At 61.6% G+C, this 20,818-nt stretch carries 19 protein-coding genes; 16 read left to right on the top strand and 3 right to left on the bottom strand.

Annotated features, from left to right (window positions below; genetic code table 11):
• Window positions 1–283: 283 nt before the first annotated feature.
• The 13 genes from CAQU_RS03195 (at window position 284) to CAQU_RS03255 (ending at window position 14,756) form a co-directional block, all read left to right on the top strand.
• Entirely contained in the window at window positions 284–1,630 is a 1,347-nt protein-coding gene (locus CAQU_RS03195; protein ID WP_075724155.1) for an IS256 family transposase, read from the top strand.
• The gene (locus CAQU_RS12820) at window positions 1,572–2,276 is read left to right on the top strand and encodes a hypothetical protein (protein WP_169836020.1); all 705 of its coding nucleotides are present in this window, start codon (window positions 1,572–1,574) and stop codon (window positions 2,274–2,276) included. The genes CAQU_RS03195 and CAQU_RS12820 overlap by 59 nt, the downstream gene beginning before the upstream one ends.
• A 478-nt stretch (window positions 2,277–2,754) precedes the next feature.
• A complete protein-coding gene (locus CAQU_RS03205) occupies window positions 2,755–3,546 on the top strand; it encodes an ABC transporter ATP-binding protein (RefSeq protein ID WP_075725174.1) in 792 nt (263 codons plus the stop codon).
• A 146-nt stretch (window positions 3,547–3,692) separates the two neighbouring features.
• The gene (locus CAQU_RS03210; protein WP_157108882.1) at window positions 3,693–4,952 is read left to right on the top strand and encodes a hypothetical protein; all 1,260 of its coding nucleotides are present in this window, start codon (window positions 3,693–3,695) and stop codon (window positions 4,950–4,952) included.
• Window positions 4,928–5,599, top strand: coding sequence for a hypothetical protein (locus CAQU_RS03215; RefSeq protein WP_157108883.1), 672 nt, complete (start codon window positions 4,928–4,930; stop codon window positions 5,597–5,599). The genes CAQU_RS03210 and CAQU_RS03215 overlap by 25 nt, the downstream gene beginning before the upstream one ends.
• Window positions 5,600–5,869: 270 nt before the next feature.
• The gene (gene clcA / locus CAQU_RS03220; RefSeq protein ID WP_075725180.1) at window positions 5,870–7,240 is read left to right on the top strand and encodes a H(+)/Cl(-) exchange transporter ClcA; all 1,371 of its coding nucleotides are present in this window, start codon (window positions 5,870–5,872) and stop codon (window positions 7,238–7,240) included.
• A gap of 154 nt (window positions 7,241–7,394) precedes the next feature.
• On the top strand, window positions 7,395–7,973 hold the full coding sequence (locus CAQU_RS03225) for a nitroreductase family protein (RefSeq protein ID WP_075725181.1): 579 nt from the start codon (window positions 7,395–7,397) through the stop codon (window positions 7,971–7,973).
• Window positions 7,974–8,469: 496 nt separating this feature from the next.
• A complete protein-coding gene (locus CAQU_RS03230; protein WP_075725183.1) occupies window positions 8,470–9,498 on the top strand; it encodes a zinc-dependent alcohol dehydrogenase in 1,029 nt (342 codons plus the stop codon).
• Window positions 9,499–9,699: 201 nt separating this feature from the next.
• Window positions 9,700–10,557 carry an SDR family NAD(P)-dependent oxidoreductase gene (locus tag CAQU_RS03235; RefSeq protein WP_075725185.1) on the top strand — a complete coding sequence of 286 codons (858 nt, stop codon included), beginning with the start codon at window positions 9,700–9,702 and terminating at the stop codon, window positions 10,555–10,557.
• 304 nt (window positions 10,558–10,861) lie between these two features.
• On the top strand, window positions 10,862–12,358 hold the full coding sequence (locus CAQU_RS03240; RefSeq protein WP_075725187.1) for a methylmalonyl-CoA carboxytransferase subunit 5S: 1,497 nt from the start codon (window positions 10,862–10,864) through the stop codon (window positions 12,356–12,358).
• Window positions 12,359–12,476: 118 nt separating this feature from the next.
• Window positions 12,477–14,030 carry an acyl-CoA carboxylase subunit beta gene (locus CAQU_RS03245; protein WP_075725189.1) on the top strand — a complete coding sequence of 518 codons (1,554 nt, stop codon included), beginning with the start codon at window positions 12,477–12,479 and terminating at the stop codon, window positions 14,028–14,030.
• A 61-nt stretch (window positions 14,031–14,091) separates the two neighbouring features.
• Window positions 14,092–14,349 carry a hypothetical protein gene (locus CAQU_RS03250; protein ID WP_075725191.1) on the top strand — a complete coding sequence of 86 codons (258 nt, stop codon included), beginning with the start codon at window positions 14,092–14,094 and terminating at the stop codon, window positions 14,347–14,349.
• Window positions 14,350–14,393: 44 nt separating this feature from the next.
• Window positions 14,394–14,756 (top strand): biotin/lipoyl-containing protein, encoded by a 363-nt coding sequence (locus CAQU_RS03255; protein ID WP_075725193.1) that lies wholly within the window; start codon window positions 14,394–14,396, stop codon window positions 14,754–14,756.
• 142 nt (window positions 14,757–14,898) lie between these two features.
• On the opposite strand, the gene CAQU_RS03260 is transcribed toward CAQU_RS03255, so the two are convergent.
• Complete coding sequence (locus CAQU_RS03260) at window positions 14,899–15,096, bottom strand: hypothetical protein (protein WP_075725195.1); 198 nt, start codon at window positions 15,094–15,096, stop codon at window positions 14,899–14,901.
• A 518-nt stretch (window positions 15,097–15,614) separates the two neighbouring features.
• On the opposite strand from CAQU_RS03260, the gene CAQU_RS03265 reads away from it, so the two are divergent.
• On the top strand, window positions 15,615–16,802 hold the full coding sequence (locus CAQU_RS03265; protein ID WP_075725197.1) for a S1 family peptidase: 1,188 nt from the start codon (window positions 15,615–15,617) through the stop codon (window positions 16,800–16,802).
• An 87-nt stretch (window positions 16,803–16,889) separates the two neighbouring features.
• Here the strand turns inward: CAQU_RS03265 and hisN are convergent, their stop codons facing one another.
• Window positions 16,890–17,675 (bottom strand): histidinol-phosphatase, encoded by a 786-nt coding sequence (hisN, locus tag CAQU_RS03270; RefSeq protein ID WP_075725199.1) that lies wholly within the window; start codon window positions 17,673–17,675, stop codon window positions 16,890–16,892.
• A gap of 19 nt (window positions 17,676–17,694) precedes the next feature.
• Window positions 17,695–18,642 (bottom strand): inositol monophosphatase family protein, encoded by a 948-nt coding sequence (locus CAQU_RS03275; RefSeq protein ID WP_075725201.1) that lies wholly within the window; start codon window positions 18,640–18,642, stop codon window positions 17,695–17,697.
• A gap of 41 nt (window positions 18,643–18,683) precedes the next feature.
• On the opposite strand from CAQU_RS03275, the gene prfB reads away from it, so the two are divergent.
• Complete coding sequence (prfB, locus tag CAQU_RS03280) at window positions 18,684–19,802, top strand: peptide chain release factor 2 (protein WP_075725203.1); 1,119 nt, start codon at window positions 18,684–18,686, stop codon at window positions 19,800–19,802.
• A gap of 256 nt (window positions 19,803–20,058) precedes the next feature.
• Window positions 20,059–20,748 (top strand): cell division ATP-binding protein FtsE, encoded by a 690-nt coding sequence (ftsE, locus tag CAQU_RS03285; protein ID WP_075725205.1) that lies wholly within the window; start codon window positions 20,059–20,061, stop codon window positions 20,746–20,748.
• The last annotated feature ends 70 nt before the right edge of the window (window positions 20,749–20,818 follow it).

Consider the following 20,818-nt stretch of genomic DNA (forward strand, 5'->3'; position numbering starts at 1 on the left):
TGCAGCTACCCGCAGGTTGGTGGGGTGCATTGCCGATGGGTGATTCGTTCGTTGTCAGAACGTATGGACTATCGGCCGCCGATGGTTTGGCGATTACAGGCATTATTGCGCCATGGACCCATGAGTTTTCCTGGGATTTCCCCGTGAAGCCCAAATCGTTATTGGTAGGGCAGCGTGGATTACTGCCACCGTGATTGCGGTGGCTCATGTGTGGTGGGCGAGAGTGTCAGATGGTTTGTGTGTGACGTGTTAAATCACCAGCCATCGAGGAGGATGCTCCACAATGACCACCATGACCACCCGCGACCCGCAAGACAAAGCCCGGCTTAAACAACTAGAGAAGCGACTGATGTCCAGCCCTGAACTCGCCGAGATCCTCAAAGAGTTCGCCACATCATCAACCGACATCAACGACATGGTGCGTTCGATGATCCAGACCGGGATCAACACCGCACTGCAAGCCGAAATGGACGCCCACCTCGGTTACCAAGCAGGAGACCGCACAGGCAAAGCCCGCCACGGCACGGCCGACAATCACCGCAACGGCTCCTACAACAAAACCGTCCAGTCCCAGTACGGGCCTATCGACATCACCGTGCCCAGGGATCGCAGCGGCAGCTTCACCCCACGGATGGTGCCCAAAGGAGCCCGCAGGATCACCGATGTCGACGACCTGATCATCTCTCTGTATGCCGCAGGCACCAGCCTTCGTGACATCCAGCACCACCTGGCCACCACGTTGGGTGTGGATTTGTCGCATGAGACGATCTCCCAGATCACCGACCAGGTCCTAGATGAGGTACTTGCCTGGCAGCACCGGGACTTAGAGGAGTTCTACCCGGTGATCTACCTGGATGCTTTGCGCATCAAAATCCGTGATGGTGCCCGGGTCGTCAACAAGGCCTGCTATATGGCGGTCGGCATCACCATGGAGGGTACCCGGCAGATCTTGGGGCTGTGGATCGCAAACAATGAGGGCGCGGCGTTTTGGGCCCAGGTCTGTGCGGAGTTGGCTAACCGTGGGGTCAAAGATGTGTTCATCGTCTGCTGTGATGGGCTGAAAGGTTTCGAACAGGCGGTGCAGGCCACCTGGCCTGATGCGATGGTGCAGACCTGTGTGGTGCACCTGATCCGCACCGCACTGCGGTGGGTGGCGGCAAAGGACCGTAGCGCGGTCGCGGCTGCTTTGAAGAAGATCTACACCGCTGCAACGGCAGAGCAGGCGCTTGCGTTTTTGGACGAGTTTGATGCCAGCGACATGGGGCTGAAGTATCCGCAGGCGGTGAAGGCTTGGCGGGATGCGTGGGAGCGTTTCATACCGTTTTTGCAGTTCCCGCCGCAGGCGAGGAAGGTTGTCTACACCACGAATGCGATCGAGTCGATGAATGCGCAGTTGCGTAAAGCGACAAGGAATCGGGGGCAGTTTCCTAATGATGCTGCCGCGGTCAAGGCGTTGTGGTTGATGATCTGCCACATCGAGGACCGGCAGGCGGAGAAAACGAAAAAGAAGGCCGGGCGTGCCCGTGCGGGAACGAGCCGGTTTGTTGAGGGGGTGCGTGTGACTGGGTGGGTTGCGGCCATCAATCAGCTGTCAGCACATTACCCGGATCGGTTCGAGCCTTACCTGTAAGCCGAAGTTCACACACAAAAAACTTGACACACTCTGGTGGGCTGCTAGCTTTGGATTTGAGCAGTATCAGCGAGATTATGCGGGTACTCACGAGTACTGGCTGTTTTTTGGTGTGGCTAATGCGGTGTGTTTCGGTGTTGTGTGGGGCGTATGGGCCCGGCAACGGGTTATCCCGGCATTGCTGGCGTGCAGTGCTTCTGCAGTCATCGTTGGTGTCGCTGTCGCTGTTTTAGGGGTTGATGCTCCCACCCATTTGAGTGCGAGTGTGCCCTTGGTGTTTGGTGTCGGCCCAGTTGTGGTGCAGGTGCTGGTTCCGCTGGTAGTAGCGGGGGTGGTGTTTGTGGTGGATTTCTTAGCAGGAAAGATCCGTCATGGTCAGGCGGTAGCTTGGGGTGCTGTGGCAGCTGGATTGGCGCTGTGGGTGACAGCGGCGATTATGCGGCCGGATGCTTTTCCGATGGGGATTTTGCAGGGTGAAACCTATACCGGGGTGTATCCAGATATGTCTGCTGTATCCGAATCTCCCGTGTGGGCCCCAGCGGAGTGGTTGGAGGTTGTTGCGGTGGGGCTGATGTTGGCGGGGCCGACGGTTTCCAGAAGCCTCGCTGCGAAGGCCGATGGTCTCGACATTATCGGGCAGCGTTAACAAACTGGCCCATACGCTTGCTCCCAGTTGGTGCCCGGGACAGTGGCTAGATTTCTAGATTCCTGTCTCCTTTTAAGTCTGTACATGCCTATACCTACTGGCCAGCCCTTGAAAGGGCTTTTCACATGGCATCGTCTGCCCTCGATGAGGAAGGTCTGGGGGCGATTTGATTGTCGCCATTGGTGAGGCAGTTTCATCTGATCCTTGCATGAGCTTGCCGGTTTTTTGATGGTCTTTTGGGTGAGTGGCGAGAAACGTATGAGGAAAGTCTCATGGGGAGCTGGCCTGTGATTGCAGCGTAGAAAAACCCGTTTAAACAGGCGGTATGGCGGTTGATTAATTTTTCGGGGGGGGGAGGGTGTCTTGCCTTTTAGGAAACCCTTGATAGGGAGGTGAGGTGCACCTAAAGTGATTTGCAATTCAGTGCAAATAGTGGCTCAGGCGCGCGTTTGCTTATCTTCCCCCTTGAGGAGTTTTCGTGATTACGGTACGAGATATCAGCCATATTTACGGACGGGGTGCGCGGGCGGTCCAAGCCCTTCACGGTATTAGCGCAGATTTCCCTAGGGGAACGACTGCGCTGTTGGGGCCTAATGGTTCCGGCAAGTCAACGCTGATGAACATTATTGGCACGACCATTACTCCCACCCAGGGTGAACTGTTCTATAACGACAACGTCGTTGACCGGTCGACTGTGGAGGAATACCGCACTGAGCTCGGTGTGGTGCCTCAACATATCGATTTGCCGAAAAGGATGCGTTTGGCAGATGTCTTGAGCTATCTGTGCTGGGTGCATAAGGTGCCTGCAGCGCGCTCTCGAGCGGTGATTGATGCTGTGCTTGAGCGGCTTGAATTGACCGCTAAGCGCAATGCCCGTGTTGGGGACTTGTCGGGTGGGCAGCTACGGCGCGCGGGTTTTGCGTGTGCGATGCTGCACCAGCCGAATGTGTTGTTGCTTGATGAGCCGACAGTGGGCCTGGACCCGGAAGTGAGGATGGAAATCCGTCATCTGATTGCGGAGCTTGCTTCGTCTGCCACTGTGCTGCTGAGTACTCACCTGCTGGAGGACGTGCGCTTCCTATCACCCCGTGTGGTGATGATCAACGGCGGCCACATGGTGTTTTCGGGCAGTTATGAGCAGTTCATTGCGGCGTTGCCTGGTGAGACAGGTGGGCAGGAATCTTCTGTAGAGCAGGCCTATCAGCAGATGTTGCGTGGCCATTCGTCGGACGCGCAGGCTAGTGGCGATACTTGGGGCGGTGTGCGGTAGCTATGAATCGTTCTAAGCGTCACACTCCACGCAGTGCCCAGCCTGCGGGAACCAAGCACCCTCACCATGCTGCGCACCCGCGAGAACGTGTGGGCGGCGGGGCTGCTGGCCCATGGCTGGTTGACGTGGGTCATCTTGTCACCCCGGTGGTCATTATTGTGATCGCCTGTGGGCTCGCTATCCGCTTGATGCGCTTGCCGTGGGCTGGTTTTGCGGATTACGAGTTAGCGTTGCGTCTGTTGGGGTTGGCCGCAGGGGTCGTGGCCGCCATGGTCGCCGGGTGGCGTTTTTCCAGCCACGATCCGCACAGCATGCTGATGACTTCTTCCGGAAGACGACGGATTGCAACACGCTATGGCTACATCGCTGGGGCTAGTGCTGTCAGTGTTATCGCTCCTCTGGTGGTGGGGGCCGGCGTACTGTTGCTGCCATTGTTGGGTGAGAACTCGCTGAACCTGGGGTTTGTTTTTGCGCCACTTTTGGCAGCGGTAGGTTTCGTGCTCGGTTCGACCACGGTAGGCATTGTGGTGGCTAGTCTTGCTCGCCGCGTTCCATTGATTGTGCGTATCGTCGTTTCTGGCGGAATAAGCCTGATTTTTGGTCTCTATTCCTCCTCCTTTGGTTTCCTGTGGCCACTGGGAATGGAACGGGATTCAGGCCTTATCGACGCGCCCGCGAAGATGTGGGCCAGTGTTTTTGTTCTCCTGCTCGCGGCGGTGGCGCTGGGGGGAGCAGTTGTCTTCGCCAGCAGTGCTGCAGATCCTTTTACCCCTGCCCGGGGTGTGGGCGTGTTGCCTTTTGCTGCGGTCGTGGTTGGTCTTGGTGTGGGCGTGGCGACAGTGTCGCTGCCTGAGGCGGAACCGCAGCTTTTGTGCGATACCACCCAGGATCCCAATATCAGTGTGTGCGTCAATAGTGCACAACAGCCAGCGCTGCAACGCAGTATTGACAGCGCAAATCAAGCGCTTGGGGTGGTCGGCAGCGTAATGCCTGAGGAAAAGGTGGTCTACACCCCGAGGTATGGCCTCTCCTCTAATCTTGGGCGCGAGATTATTTATCAGCCGTGGGAGCATCGCACCAATCTTGGCACTGAGCTCATCGATACGGTCGTCAGTTGGAGTGTCTGTAATGGTGATGAGCGCCCAGAATCTGCGCGTTTGAATACGGCACTGAATTCTCATCTGCTTGAGGCCGCTGGTCTGCGGCGCCATGTTGGGATTGCCCGTGATGCTTCGGGGCGCATTGTGCGTGATGGTTCGACTGAGGGGGAATCACTTTATGGCGCCGATGATGATCCTTTCGGACAGGTCCCGATGGATGTCATCCTTGCGGGGATTGCTGCCCATCCGGTGGAGATCGCCGAGTGCGCAGGACAGTGGGAATGGTTTGGGGTGAATCCACAATGATGAGGGCTGTTATTCCTGCACCTTGGCGCGTCATTGTGGCGCTGCTTGTGAGCGGCACATTGGTGATGGGTGTTCTTGATGGTGTCTCTTTTGGTGTGCCGGGCGTGGATGATGAGGTGTATTTCACCATCGCGGAGTGGTGGATGTACGCGGCGACAATTGCCGCGATTGGTGTTTGCGTACCGCGCCTGCGTGCGGTGGATTTGGGCTGTCGTCGCGCACGGTTGGCGACTTTCGTGCAGGGGCTTGTTACCGCTTTGATGGCATTGGCGTGCGCGGGGATGGGGGCTGCTGTGGTGAATATGCGCCGTACAGTCCGCTCGGCGTCGTACATCGAGATTGTTATTCCTCCTGGAAGTGAGTACGTTGTTGTGGCCACCCTGACTGCTGCGGGGTTGGCCCTTGGGCTGGTCACGTTGTTCGGCGCCACAGTTGGTACTGCGCTGAGCTTGGTGGCGGTGGTGGCGATCGCTTTGGTGAATTTGGTCGTGCCGGAGGGCTTTCCCCTCCCGATTCCACCTCAGCCATTTCAAGGAACCTGGTGGCAGCCGGTCAGTGTTGTGGAATCCTTAGTCATTTTTCTATTGGGGCTCAGCCTGTGGGGGAAGTTCGGCGGGGCACTCGCGCGCGGCGAAACGTCAGGCTAGAGAGAAAGCATTGTCTGCTCTTGTGTGTTGGGTACTGAGGTGAAAGAACACCGATAAACACGAGGCCTGTTTTGTGCAGGCCTCGTTTTTTTGCGGGGCGTGGGGGGCTGCTGCAGGTGCTTGATTCCCCCAAGCGTGCGGAGGGTAACCCCGCTGCGGGAGTTTCGGCGCTGCTGGTGGACAGCGTGCCGGCAGCCATAGAATGGAAACCGAATTCATTCAGGGTCGACCGAGAAATGGGCAGATGTCATGGTGCGAATAGTGACAAAAATGCGCGCGAAGCTGCCCCTAGGTCACCGCGGGCCTGAATCCGCCGAATCCTTCACCGTTTTCATGATCGCCGCCTGCATCGTCGGCGTGGTCACCGGCGCTTTGGCCATGGCCTTCAAATTGTCCCTGGAATGGGTGGGGCATCGGCGTGCTATCGCCCTGGAATGGTCGGAGCGCCACGGGGTGGCGGGGGTGGTGGTGATCATCTTCGCGGGCGCGTTGATGACCGCGGCCGCCGCCTGGCTGGTGCGTCGCGTCGAACCGGCAGCCGAAGGCAGTGGCATTCCCCGCGTGGAGGCGGTGGTCACCAAACGGGGAACCATCGGCCACTTCCGCCTCCTGCCCGTCAAATTCGTCGGCGGTGTGCTCTCCATCGGGTCCGGCCTTGCACTCGGCCGGGAAGGCCCGAGTGTGCAGATGGGCGGCAATGTCGCCATGATGATCTCCCGCGCGCTGCGCCGCAACGATGCCGACATGCGCACCCTCATCGCCTCCGGCGCGGCCGCCGGCCTGGCCGCCACCTTCAACGCACCCATCGCCGGCGGCGTGTTCGTGCTGGAAGAACTCCTCAAACGCTTCGACGCGCGCACCACGCTCGCCACTCTCATGGCCAGCGCCTCTGCTTTCGGGGTTGCGCAATTTTTCCTCCACGGCGACGAATTCCGCGTCCCCGACCTGGCAACGCCCTCACTCAAACACATCCCCGCCTACGCGCTCCTTGGGGTGTTAGCCGGACTCCTGGGCGCCCTGTACAACAAGGCCGTCATGGCAAGCTTGCGATTCGTCGACGGCTCGAAGATTCCGGCCGAGGTGCGCGCCGGGATCATTGGCGCATCGGTGGCATGTGTCGCCCTCGTCTCCCCTTATCTGGTGGGTGGTGGTGACCCCATCACCCAGGATGCGCTGTCCGGAAACCAGACGGTCACCGCCTTGCTCATTATCTTGGGCGTGCGCTTTGTGTTGGGTGTGGTCTCCTATGCGGCCTGTACTCCCGGTGGGTTGTTTGCCCCGATGCTGGTGATGGGATCCAGCTTGGGGTTGGTCATTGGGCTGATAGGTCAGCAGCTAGTGCCGGAAGTTTTTCCCGAGCCACAGGCGTTGGCCTTGGTGGGCATGGCGGCATTTTTCGCGGCCACGGTCAGGGCACCCTTGACTGGCATTATCCTCGCCACGGAGATGACCGGGTCGGTGACTGTCTTGCCGCCGATGCTGGGCGCGTGTGCGGTGGCGGTGTTTGTGGCCATGGTCGTGCGCAGTGCACCAATCTACGATGCCCTGGCGCAGCGCTCGGAACAGGCGGAAGCGGCTGCTGCGCGGGAAGGCAAGCCTGGTGGTCCGCTGGTTGGGCGGTCGACCGCGCCGACGGTGTAGTCGGTGCGCCACCGTGGGGGAGGGGGTGCCCAGTTCCCGCCGCACGGAAAAAGGGGAGGGAACATCTTGGGGTGCTGATGAGTTGTAGGAGATGTCGCCAATTAAACGCTTTGATTAATGAATTAAAGCTTCGAATATAAGGAGAGTCTTTTTCATGGATGTGCATGAGGCCATTGCCCGCCGCCGCGCGATTCGGGAATACACCGATGAACCCATCCGCGAGGATGTTGTCGACCGGGTGGTTCGCGCCGCATTAGAGGCCCCGAGCGCGTTCAACCTGCAGCTGCGCGACGTGGTGGTCATTCGCGACCCTGAGACCAAGCGCATGTTGAGCGAAAGCTCCCGCCAGGCACAATTTGAGGCTGCCGATACCGTCCTCGTATTCGTCGCCCGCGCCGAGGCGCTGCCCGAAGATGCCGCAGACATCCTGCCCGCCGACTACCTGGCGCGCGTAAAGAAGGTCAAGGAATCAATGCCACCGGCAGCGCTGCGAGAAGCGGCGATGAAAGACACGATGCTGGCCGCAGGTTTCGCCCTGGTAGCGGCCTCCGCCGAAGGCCTGGCCACGAGCCCCACCACCGGCTGGAACGAGGAGGCAGTGAAGGAACTCATCGGCCTGGGTGGCCGCGAAGATCGCGGAATCGGCCTCGTTGTTGCCATGGGACATCCGGCAGTCGAGGCGCCGCACCCCGGCCGTCAGGACTCTCGCCGCGTCGATGAGCGCTACGCATAGAACCCTTTTAGCCCCAGCCGGCTGTGGGGTGGGGTGAGTTGATACCTCCTTTCTATCTCCGTCTACCTCTGTCTACCTCCTTCGTGTCCTCTCAGGGGGCGCGAAGGAGGTTGTTGTTTGCGTCGGGGAAGTGGGGCCGGTGGGGGCTGCAGTGGCGCTACCTTGCGCGTGCGGGGGTGATTTGTGGGGGAGGGGTAAAAAATGTGCACGCAAAGGTGAAGAAATTTGCATGATTTGCACTGGGGAGATGGACAGTGGGTATCCCTTAATGAAAATCAGCACCCTGCAAATCTGCAGTTGAAAAGGCAAAACTTTTTGAAAAAGTGGTGGCGAACACATCACTGTTCGTGGTTGCGTTGATGGCACACGCAGCAGTGCCACCCGGCTAGACAACCACGGTGCCTGAAGCCACCACGGTTGCCGCCGGGGCACTGCCTAAGCGCCGATGAAGACGATCCGTCTTTGTCGTAGGCACACTTTTCAAGGAGTGATTCCCATGTCCGAGAAGTTCACCGCAGCGGTGGCCGAGGAATTCGGCCCCACCCTCAACGTCACCGACATCGACCTGCCGCAGCCCGGCCGCAATCAAGCGCTGGTCAAACTGCACACCTCCGGGGTCTGCCACACCGACCTGCACGCCGTGGAAGGCGACTGGCCGGTCAAGCCCGGACTGCCCTTCGTGCCCGGCCACGAGGGCGTGGGCGAGGTGGTAGCCCTCGGCGAGGGGGACCACGCCGACATTGAAGTCGGCTCAATGGTCGGCAATGTGTGGCTGTGGTCTGCCTGCGGCACCTGCGAATACTGCCGCACCGGTCGCGAAACCTATTGCCCCAATGCGGAATATGGCGGCTACACCGTCGATGGCTCCTTCGGCCAGTACATGCTGGTCGACACCCGCTACTGCGCCCGCATCCCGGACGGTGCTGACCTGCTTGAAGTCGCCCCCATCCTGTGCGCCGGCGTCACCGTCTACAAGGGGCTGAAGGAAACAGAGACTCGCCCCGGCCAGTTCGTGGTGATCTCCGGTGTCGGCGGACTAGGTCACATTGCCGTCCAGTACGCCGTCGCCATGGGCATGCGCGTCATCGCGGTCGATATCGCCGAGGACAAGCTGGCGCTGGCCAAGAAACACGGTGCCGAATACACGGTCAACGCCCGCGAGGTCGACCCCGGTCAGGCCGTGGTGGAATACACCGGCGGCGGCTCCCACGGCGTGCTGGTCACCGCCGTACACGAGGCAGCCTTCGGCCAGGCCATCCACATGGCCCGCAAGGGCGGAACCATCGTGTTTAACGGCCTGCCCCCGGGAGACTTCCCCGCACCGATCTTCGACATCGTCTTCAAGGGTCTGACCATCCGCGGCTCCCTGGTCGGAACCCGGCAGGATCTGGCGGAAGCCCTCGACTTCTACGCCCGCGGCCACATTCACCCCACGGTGACCGAATGCGCCCTCGAAGACGTCAACGAGGTCTTCGAGAAACTTCGCCAAGGCACCGTCGACGGACGCATGGCCATCCGCTACTAATAGCGAGCACGCTAAAGATACCGGCAGCGGCCCCACACAAAGACAACAGTGTCTTGTGTGGGGCCGCGCGCCTGCGGGCTGAGTAACCGCTTTCTTTGATCAGTGTTGCGGATTGTGGTGAAAGTTCTTGCGCTGTTGCCCGCATGCTGTGTGAAGGCTTTTGCCACACCGCCAACCGGGCTTTCACATAGGGTGAAATCCATGAAGAAGCATTCCTCCATTGCCCCACGCACCATCGTCTTAACCGGCGCCTCCAGCGGGATCGGCGCCGAGGCGGCGCGCCTGCTCAGCCAGCGAGGTCACCGCATCCTGGTGGTGGGGCGCGACCCGGAAAAGACCGCCGATGTGGCCGGCCGCCTCGGCGTGGAGGGGCTGACCGCGGACTACAACGATTTGAGCAGCGTCGTGGAACTCGCGGCCAACATTAAACAGCGCGTCGGCCACATTGATGTGCTGGCCAACAACGCCGGCGGCATCTTCGAAAAAGGATCCCTCAGCGCCCAAGGGCTGCCCAAGGCCTATCAGGTCAACTACCTGGCCGGGTGGCTGCTGACCGAACACCTCGTGCCCGAGCTGGCAGCAGGAGTGGGGCTCGTCGTCAACACCGCATCCATGGCCGCGCGGCTGTTTTCCGATGTGGACCCCGCAGACATCACCGGCCGTGACCTCGGCTCGCAAACCGCCTATGGCAACGCCAAGCTGCTCAACATCCTGCACGCCGCAGAACTCACCCGCCGACACAGCGACCGGGGCATTTTCGGAGTCAGTTTCCATCCGGGCGTGATCGCCAGCCACTTCGCGCACAACGAACCCAACCCTTTCCGCGCGCTGTACTCCAACCCGGTGACCAAGCTGGCGATGACCAAACCGCGGGTGGGGGCGCAACGGCTGGCCTTCCACGCGGAAGCCACCATCGGCGTGGATGTCACGCCCGGCCAATACAGCTTCCATACCCGCCGCATCACCCCGCCCGATCAGGCGCTTGATCGGAAGCTGTGGGATCTCGTGCGGCGCCAATCCGCGCAAGACGCCGCGGATTTCCTCCCCTCGGGGCAGTAGCGCCAATGGCGGTGCAGTCGTGTTAGGCATCGAATAATGACCGCAAAAAGCGAACTAGAACGCTGTATAGGACTCAATGAGACAAATGCCACACAGGCTTTTCTGGGATATTAGTCACTTAAAGCCTGGTGAACTTAGGTTTTGCTAAAACCCCGTCCGGAAGATAGCCGGCGCAATATCGTGGGAAAATGCCCGATCGGACATATTTTGGCACCGTAAATGTGTCCGAAATGGGGTATTGGGGAGTGGTTTTTAGCCCGAATCGCGTCTGCAAACGGGAACAGATCGGCCTAAGTTTAAAACCATGAGCCCACGAAAAATTGGCGTCACTGAAGTCGCCCTCCGCGACGCACACCAGTCCCTCATGGCCACCCGTATGGCCATGGAAGATATGGTCGCTGCCTGTGAAGACATCGACCAGGCCGGCTACTGGAGTGTTGAGTGTTGGGGCGGTGCCACCTTCGACGCGTGCATCCGATTCCTGAACGAAGACCCCTGGGAGCGCCTGCGCACCTTCCGCAAACTGCTGCCCAACTCCAAACTGCAGATGCTGCTGCGCGGCCAGAACCTCCTCGGCTACCGCCACTACGAGGACATGGTCGTCGACAAATTCGTCGAAAAGTCCGCCGAAAACGGCATGGATGTTTTCCGCGTCTTCGACGCGCTGAACGACCCCCGCAACCTTGAGCACGCCATGGCCGCCGTCAAAAACGTCGGCAAGCACGCACAGGGCACCATCTGCTACACCGTGTCCCCGCTGCACACCGTCGAAGGCTACATCGAGCAGGCTGGACGCCTGCTCGACATGGGTGCCGACTCCATCGCCCTGAAGGACATGGCGGCACTGCTGAAGCCGCAGCCCGCCTACGACATCATTCGCGGCATCAAGGAGACCTACGGCGAGGACACCCAAATCAACGTCCACTGCCACTCCACCACCGGTGTGACCCTGGTGACCCTGATGAAGGCCATCGAGGCCGGCGCCGACGTCGTCGACTCCGCCATTTCCTCCATGTCGCTCGGCCCGGGCCACAACCCCACCGAGTCCCTGGTCGAAATGCTCGAGGGCACCGGCTACACCACCGACCTCGACATGGATCGCCTGATCAACATCCGCGACCACTTCAAGCAGGTCCGCCCCAAGTACGCCGAGTTCGAGTCCGCCACCCTGGTCGACACCAACATCTTCCTGTCCCAGATCCCCGGCGGCATGCTCTCCAACATGGAGTCCCAGCTCAAGGCCCAGGGCGCAGGCGACCGCATCGACGAAGTGATGCAGGAAGTCCCGCGGGTGCGCAAGGACGCCGGCTACCCGCCGCTGGTCACCCCGTCCTCCCAGATCGTCGGCACCCAGGCCGTGTTCAACGTCCTCATGGGCCGCTACAAGGTCATGACCGCCGAATTCGCCGACCTCATGCTCGGCTACTACGGCGAATGCATCGGCGAGCGCGACCCGGAGCTGATCAAGCAGGCCGAGGAACAGACCAAGAAGACCCCCATCACCTGCCGCCCCGCCGACCTGCTCGAGCCCGAGTGGGATCACCTGCGCGAGGAAGCCTCCAAGCTGGAAGGCTTCGACGGCACCGACGAGGACGTGCTCACCAACGCCCTGTTCCCGGGTGTTGCCCCCAACTTCTTCACCACCCGCCCCGAAGGCCCGAAGAACGTCGGCAAGACCCCCGAGCAGCTCAAGCGCGAACAGGATGCCGCCTCCGGCGCAGCGAACGCTGTCCGCGAGCCCATCCAGTACAAGGTCACCGTCGGCGGACGCTCCCAGACCGTCAAGGTCGAACCGGCCTAAACCGCCGCCACCCACCACCCACACACCCCGCCCACTGTTGACGGCGGGGAAGTGGGGTGAGTGCGCGAACACCAGTCACAACGCACCCACAAACACTTTTCACGTTTAAGGAAAAACCATGTCCGAACCCACCATGGAAGAACGCTTGGAGCAGCTTCACAAGCGCATCCACGAGGTCGAACTCGGCGGCGGCCAGGCAAAGCTCGACAAGCAGCACGACAAGGGCAAGATGACCGCCCGCGAGCGCATCGACGCCCTCATCGACGAGGGCACCTTCCAGGAAACTGGAATGTTTGCCACCCACCGCACCACCCACTTCGGGATGGATAAGGCTGTTGCCCCCGCCGACGGTGTCGTCACCGGCACCGGCGCCGTCTTCGGTCGCCCTGTCCACGTTGCCTCCCAAGACTTCACCGTCATGGGCGGCTCCGCCGGTGAAACCCAGTCCAACAAGGTCGCCGCCATGATGCAGGCGTCCGCCACCACCGGCACCCCCTTCATCTTCATCAACGACTCCGGCGGAGCCCGCGTCCAGGAAGGCATCGACTCCCTGTCCGGCTACGGCAAGGTGTTCTACAACAACGTCCTGCTGTCCGGCCTGGTGCCCCAGATCTCCATCATCTCCGGCCCCTGCGCCGGTGGCGCCGCATACTCCCCGGCACTGACCGACTTCATCATCCAAACCCGCAAGGCCCAGATGTTCATCACCGGCCCGGGCGTGATCAAGTCCGTCACCGGTGAAGACGTCACCGCCGAGCAGCTCGGCGGCGCCGACGCCCACATGAGCAAGGCCGGCAACATCCACTTCGTCGCCGACGATGACGACCAGGCCATCCTCATCGCGCAAAAGCTTTTGAGCTTCCTGCCGCAGAACAACACCGAAGAGCCCCCGATCGTCAACAACGACGACATCGTGGAAGCCGACGAGGAACTGCGCAACATCGTCCCCGTCGACGGCAAGAAGGGCTACGACGTTCGCGAAATCATCGCCCGCCTCGTCGACTCCGGCGACTTCCTCGAAGTCAAGGCAGGGTTCGCCCCCAACCTGGTCACCGGCTTCGCCCGCATCGTCGGCCGTACCGTTGGCGTCATCGCCAACCAGCCCAACGTCATGAGCGGTGTCCTCGACATCAACGCCTCCGACAAGGGCTCCGAGTTCATCCGCTTCTGCAACGCCTTCAACATTCCGCTGCTCACCCTGGTGGATGTCCCCGGCTTCATGCCCGGCGTGGCCCAAGAGCACGGCGGCATCATCCGCCACGGCGCGAAGATGCTTTATGCCTACTCGGCAGCCTCCGTCCCGAAGATCACCGTGGTGCTGCGTAAGTCCTACGGCGGCGCCTACCTGGCCATGTGCTCCAAGGACCTCGGCGCCGACACGGTGTTCGCATGGCCGACCGCCGAAATCGCCGTCATGGGTGCCGAAGGCGCCGTCAACGTCGTGTTCCGCAAGGAAATCGAAGCCGCCGAGGACAAGGAAGCTAAGCGTGCCGAGCTGATCCAGCTCTACAAGGACACCTTCTCCACCCCGTTCATGGCAGCTTCCCGTGGCCTGGTCGATGCCATCATCGACCCGGCTGATACCCGCCGCGAAATCGCCCTGGCCCTCGAGGTCCTGGCCAACAAGCGAGTATCCCGTCCCGCCAAGAAGCACGGCCTCGGCCCGGTCTAAGCAACCGCTTCTTTTCACCCGCTGAAAAAATTTTCACCACCTAAGTGAGGAGACGCGAAAGTTGTCTATCACCAACGAGCAGCTGCTCGCCGAACTCAAATCCCTGCACTCAAGGCTTGATCAGGTCGAAGCCGAACTGGCCGACCTGAAAGCCCGCTCCGAGCAGGAAATCCCCGAGGACGTGCTGCTGGCCATCTCCGCCGCAGTATCCGCCTACCTGGGCAACAAGGGTAAGGTGCGCGCTGTTCACTTCAGCCGCCACCGCACCTGGGCCGCCCAGGGTCGCCAGGCCGTCCAAACCTCCAGCCGCAGGCTCTAGGTCGATCCGAGACCTTCTAACGTACAAGCAAGGAAACACGTCTGATGAAACTCAAGGTGACCGTCAACGGCATCGCATATAGCGTCGATGTCGAGGTCGAAGAGGAGACCCGTCAGCTCGGGTCGATCGTCTTCGGCAGCGCCACGTCCAACACCCCGGCCGCACCGACCACCGCAAGCGTGGCTGGTGTCTCCGCCAACGCCATCGCCGCCCCGCTGGCCGGCTCCGTCTCCAAGGTGCTCGTCGCCGAAGGCGAAGAAATCGAAGCCGGCCAAGTGCTGCTCGTGCTCGAGGCCATGAAGATGGAAACCGAAATCACCGCGCCGTCCGCCGGTGTGGTCGGAACCATCCACGTCTCCGAGGGCGACGCCGTGCAAGGCGGCCAAGGCCTCATCGAAATCAACTAAGCACCGCCCAACACAAAGGGGCGCGAAGAAAAAATCTCCGCGCCCCGGGCTGGATGCGCCCCACGACACCTAATGTGTCGCAGCCTCACCACCTGGTGGGCTGCCGGCCTTGGGTGGCGTGGGGCTTTGTGCTGGGTGGGGTCTAGCGGCGACGCAGGTACCACAGCAGCGCACACATTAGGGCTAACAGCCCCAGCCAGGTAATGGCGGGCCCGAAGTGCTGGCGCGCGACGGGTGCGGCCAAAGCCACGAAAGCACAGCCGACGAGCACGGGCACCACCATCACATCGCTTAGTCGGTGCTTGGTGGGGCGGTGGCTGGGCTTGGAGGGCTCCGGCACGGGTCACTCCTTTGCGTGTGCTTGATGCCCGAAGATGCCGTGGCTAAGTAGGCGGTGGGGCGGGGGCAGTGTGGCCATGCTAGCTGCAAAATGGTGTCGAAAGCGGTTCTTGGGCATGTTGGAAGCGAATTCACAGTCGCCCGCCAGCAAGCGGGCGGGCCGGCGCGGTAGCCCATCTGATAGTACCCCCGTCAGCTACCCCCGTTTGGCTTTGTCGGGATGGAAAACCCCAGTTCGCTAGTGATTACTGTTACTCATGGGGCGTTTCTGGCAGTGGTTCACAGCTAAAGCTGGCAACATGACTTCCACGAGTCGCCACGGCTTTCACCCCCGGGTGAACCATCTCGCGCGCATCCCCATTTTTTGCCCCGCTAGCACGTGTTTTGTGCGTGTGGGGTGCCTGTTGGGCAAGCGGGGGATACGTCGGGTGGAATAACCAGCACGTGGCGGCCGGTTTTTGCCCATCGAAGCCTTGGAATAAGGCTTAAAGCTCAGGTTTAGCGAAGCTTAAGAAAAGTATGCGTCTTCGAACACTTATCCCCGCCGTTATTGGCGCAGGCGTGGCACTGGCGTGCGGCCCCAGTGCAAACGCCGATGAACTACCCCCGCCACCTTCTGTCGAGCAGGTGCTGTCCCAGGCTCAGGCGGCAGCCGATGGCGTGCGCGCGCAGATTGATGCCGCGCTGAGCGCAGCTGGTGTGGCGCTGCCTACGCCCCCTGCCGCCCCGCCGGCGGCACCTGCTGCCGAGCAGCCGGCCGCGCCGGCACCCGCCGAGCCGACTCAGCCGGAGCCTGCCGCCGCTGAGGTCAGCCCGGAGCAGGTGGCGACTACCACTGATGGCCAGCCGGCGATCTTTGTGGAATCCCCCATTTTTGTCGATGAGCAGGGGCGCCCCATGCTGGATGTGTGGCGTAAACCTAATGGCCCGAACTACACCTGGACGACCGCGATCAAGGATCAGATCCTGGCCGGCCGCCCGGGTGAGGTGTTGCACCGGGTGGAGGGCAGTTTCTTCGATGCGCCGGCTACCCCGCGCGAGTCGATCGAGGCCCAGATTCACGGCAAGTCTTTGTATGGTCCGGGCACCCCGATTTATGTGGGTAAGCAGAATTTCTGCACCCTGGCTGTGGCCGGCTATGACGCGGCCGGCAACAAGGTGGGGTTGACTGCCGGTCACTGTGGCAACGTTGGTGACGAGGTGTATTCCGCCGATTCTTGGGAAAACGGGGTGACCGGCACGGTGGCCGCTAAGGATCCAGGTGGCGATGTCGCGGTCATCAAGTTGGATGAGGATGCTACCGCTGTGACTCGCTCCTATAACGGTGTGACCGTTAATGGGGTGGGTGCGACACCGGCGCAGCCGTTGGCGAACCTGTGCAAGATGGGTGTGGCTACGGGTTTGACCTGTGGCCCGTCGCTGGTGACCACGGATCAGGTCAACATTAGCCAGGTGTGTGCCATGCAGGGTGATTCCGGTGGCCCGTTGGTGGTTGGTGACCGGTTGGTGGGCATGGTCTCTGGTGGTTTGTCGGCGCTGGCTCCGTGCCGCACCCCGCTGCAGGGCCCGCTGTTTGTGCCGGCTATCAGCACCAATGCTGAGCATGTTTTCGCCCAGCTGGATGCGCGCGGTGGCGTGGGCGCGGGTTTCCGTTTGCCTGAGCCGGGCGAGCCGGTGTTTCACCGCGGTGTGACTGGCAAGGTCTAGCGTTCGAAAAAACATTCGCACCCATCCCCGGTGCCCCTCCCTTCGTGGTGGGGGGCGCCGGGGATGGGTGCTTTTTTTACAAGGGGTTTAGGGTTGGAGTGCTTCGCGGACGGCGTCGTGGAGGGTGCCGTTGGTGGCGAGGGCGTCGCCGCCGTGGGGGCCGCGTTCGCCGGCGAGGCTGGTGAAGGTGCCGCCGGCTTCTTCGACGAGAAGGGCTAGTGGGGCGAGGTCCCACAGGGAGACTTCGGGTTCGGCGGCGATGTCGACGGCGCCTTCGGCAACGAGGCAGTAGGAGAAGAAGTCGCCGAAGCCACGTAAGCGCCAGGCGGATTCGGTCAGCGCGATGAAGCGGTCTTGGAGGAGCCGGTCGGCCCAGCCTTCGAGGGAGGAAAAGGAGATGGAGGCGTTGGCGATGTCGGCGACTTGGGAGACGTGCAGTTGTTTGGGCTGGCCGCCGAAGAGGATGCGGTAGGCGCCTTCGTTTTTGGAGGCGTACCAGCGGCGGCCGAGAGCGGGGGCGTCGATGACGCCGACGATGGGTTCGCCGTTGTCGAGCAGCGCGATGAGGGTGGCCCAGACGGGGACGTTGCGGACGAAGTTTTTGGTGCCGTCGATGGGGTCGATGATCCATTGGCGGCCGGCGAAGCTGGCGGTGCCGCCGAATTCTTCGCCGAGGATTTCGTCGTGGGGGGCTTTTTCTGCCAGGATGGCGCGGATTTTTTCTTCGACGGCGAGGTCGGCGTCGCTGACGGGGGTGAGGTCGGGTTTGGAGTCGACGCGGAGGTTGCTGGCCTCGAAGCGGTCCATGGTGATGGCGGAGGCGGCGTCGGCGAGGCTGAGTGCGAGCGCGAGGTCTTCGTTGGTGGGGGTCATGGCTAGTCCTGGTTGGGGTTTAGGGCAGGGCGGGGAGGTGGGGCAGGTCGGGGGCGCTGAGTCGGCGTTCCATGTCGTCGACGGCGCTTTGGGAGCCGGCCAGGCACCAGCTGATGCCGCCGGCGGTGATGGTGCGGGTGGTGCCGCCGGCACCTTCGACGAGTGCGCGGCCGGGGATCCAGTCCCAGGATTTCACGGAGTGCTGGGCCCAGGCGCCGATGACACCGTCGGCGAGGCTGGCCAGGTCGACGCTGGCGCTGCCGAGCAGGCGGACGGTGGCGGCACCTGCGACCAGGTTGAGCCAGCCGGCGACGAAGGGCTTGCCGTTGGCAATCAGTGCCGGGTGCATGTAGGTGCCCAGGCAGACTTTCGATAGCGGTTGGTCGACGATGGGGGAGACTGGTTCGTCGTCGCGGGTGGTGGGTAGGTTGGGCCCGCCGATCCAGGTGTATCCCATGGCGGGGCGGTGTACCGCGCCCAGGATGATGGCGCTGGGGTTATCCGGGTGTCCTTCGACTAGGCCGAGGGCGCAGCAGAAGTAGTCGGATCCGGAGGCGAAGTTGTAGGTGCCGTCGACGGGGTCGATGATCCAGGTGCGCCCGGAGGTGCTTTCCTGGTGGGCGCCTTCTTCACCCATCACGCCGTCGTCGGGCCGCAGGGCGGCGAGGGCGCCGGAGATGAATTTTTCGGCGGCGATATCGGCGGTGGTGACCAGGTCGGTGGGGTTGGATTTCGTATCGATGTCGACGCCGTTGATGCGCAGTCGCCAGGCCAGGCGGGCGGCGTTGAAGACGAGGGCTTTCGCCAGGCGCACGTCGTCGTCGGCGTCGTGGGAGATGACGAAGGTTTTAATCAGTGCCGGCAGGAGTTGTTCGAGTTGGGCGATGGAGGAGGCCTGCTCGTTTGCGGATTCGTCCTGCGTTTTTGCTTCTGTTGTGGGGGTCTGTGAGCCGTGTGTCGAAGACATGACTCTTATTGTGCCTTAAAAGGGCGGTAGGCTAGTTGCTTGTGCAACCCGAAGTGACAGCTGATCTGGAATCCCTCAACACCACTCTAACGACGATTGAGAAGGTGTTGAACCTCGACGAGCTCGACGAACGTGTTCGTGAGCTGGAGGCGAAAGCCTCCGACCCCGCGCTGTGGGACGATCCCGATTATGCCCAGCAGGTGACCTCCAAGCTGTCGCATACCCAGGCGGAGTTGAAAAAGCTGCGCGGTTTGCGGCAGCGGCTGGAGGATCTGCCGGTGATGTATGAGCTGGCGGAGGAGGATCCCGACACGGCGGCGGAGACGATTGCGCTGGCCGATGAGGATCGGGCGAGCCTGCGCGAGGACATCGAGTCGCTGGAGGTCAAGACGATGCTGTCGGGCGAGTATGACGCCCGCGAGGCGGTGTTGACGATTCGTTCCGGTGCCGGCGGCGTGGAGGCGGCCGACTGGGCGGAGATGCTGATGCGCATGTATGTGCGCTGGGCGGAGAAAAACAACTACAGCGTCGATATTTATGACATTTCCTATGCGGAGGAAGCCGGCATTAAGTCGGCGACGTTCGTGGTGCATGGGGAGTTCATGTACGGCACCCTGTCGGTGGAGCAGGGCGCGCACCGCCTGGTGCGCATCAGCCCCTTCGATAATCAGGCCCGCCGCCAGACCTCTTTCGCGGAGGTGGAGGTGTTGCCCGTGGTGGAGCAAACTGACCACATCGATATCCCCGATTCCGAGGTCCGTGTCGATGTGTACCGTTCCTCGGGCCCGGGCGGCCAGTCGGTCAACACCACCGACTCCGCGGTGCGCCTGACCCACATTCCCACCGGCATCGTGGTGACCTGTCAGAACGAAAAGTCGCAGATTCAGAACAAGGCTTCGGCGATGCGGGTGCTGCAGGCCAAGCTGCTGGAGCGCAAACGCCAGGAGGAGCGCGCGGAGCTCGACGCGTTGGGTGCCGGCGGTAATGCGTCCTGGGGTAATCAGATGCGCAACTATGTGCTGCACCCGTATCAGATGGTCAAGGACCTGCGCACCGGCTATGAGGTCAATGATCCGGATCGGGTGCTGGGTGGCGATATCGACGCCTTTTTGGAGGCGGGTATTCGTTGGCGGATGTCTGAGGCCAACGGGGCCTCATAGGCCTGAACGCTGCGGCGGCCAAGCCTCTCAAGCGCACGCCGCAGGATTGCAGGGTTGCAAGTGTCGCAGTGTTGCAGGGTTACAGCGCCGCAGTGCTGCAGTGCTGCAGGGTCGCCGTGCCGCGGTGGGTTGGGTGCCCGCCGCGGTTTTTTATTCTCTGTGTGCCGGTCGGCCGGGGGAGGGGACAGGCTGCGGGGGTGGCGCAAAATGGTGAAGAAGTGGTCTATAGGTGCAAATGTGAACTAAAGTGGCGCGTGTGATCACCTTCGACCAGGTAACCAAGCTGTACAAGACCTCGACGCGGCCCGCGCTCGACAACATCAGCGTCACCATCGACAAAGGAGAATTCGTCTTCCTCATCGGGCCCTCCGGCTCCGGAAAATCGACGTTTCTCGAACTGATGCTGCGCGAACAAAACGTCACCAGCGGCGACATCCACGTCGGTGACTTCCACGTCAACAAACTCCGCGGCCGCAACATCAACAAACTGCGCCAACACGTCGGCTACGTCTTCCAAGACTTCCGCCTACTGCACAACAAAAACGTCTACGACAACGTGGCCTTCGCCCTCGAAGTCATCGGGAAAAACAAAAACACCATCAAAAAACTGGTGCCCGACACCCTAGAGATGGTCGGACTGGCCGCCAAAGCCGACCGCATGCCCGCCGAACTATCCGGCGGTGAACAGCAACGCGTCGCCATTGCACGCGCCACCGTCAACAAGCCGCTGGTGCTGCTCGCCGACGAACCCACCGGCAACCTCGACCCGGACACCTCCACCGAAATCATGGTGCTGCTCAACCGCATCAACCGGCTCGGCACCACCGTCGTCATGAGCACCCACAACGCCACCGCCGTCGACGCCATGCGCCGCCGAGTCATCGAACTCGACCTCGGCCGCATGGTCCGCGACGAAGCCCACGGCGTCTACGGCATCGGGCGCTAAACCCCACCCACAACAGCACACCGATACCTCCCACAGACGACGCACCCGCGACGTGCACACGAAAGGGGTT

This window comes from Corynebacterium aquilae DSM 44791, from assembly GCF_001941445.1.
In the GTDB taxonomy this organism is placed as follows: Bacteria; Actinomycetota; Actinomycetes; order Mycobacteriales; family Mycobacteriaceae; genus Corynebacterium; species Corynebacterium aquilae.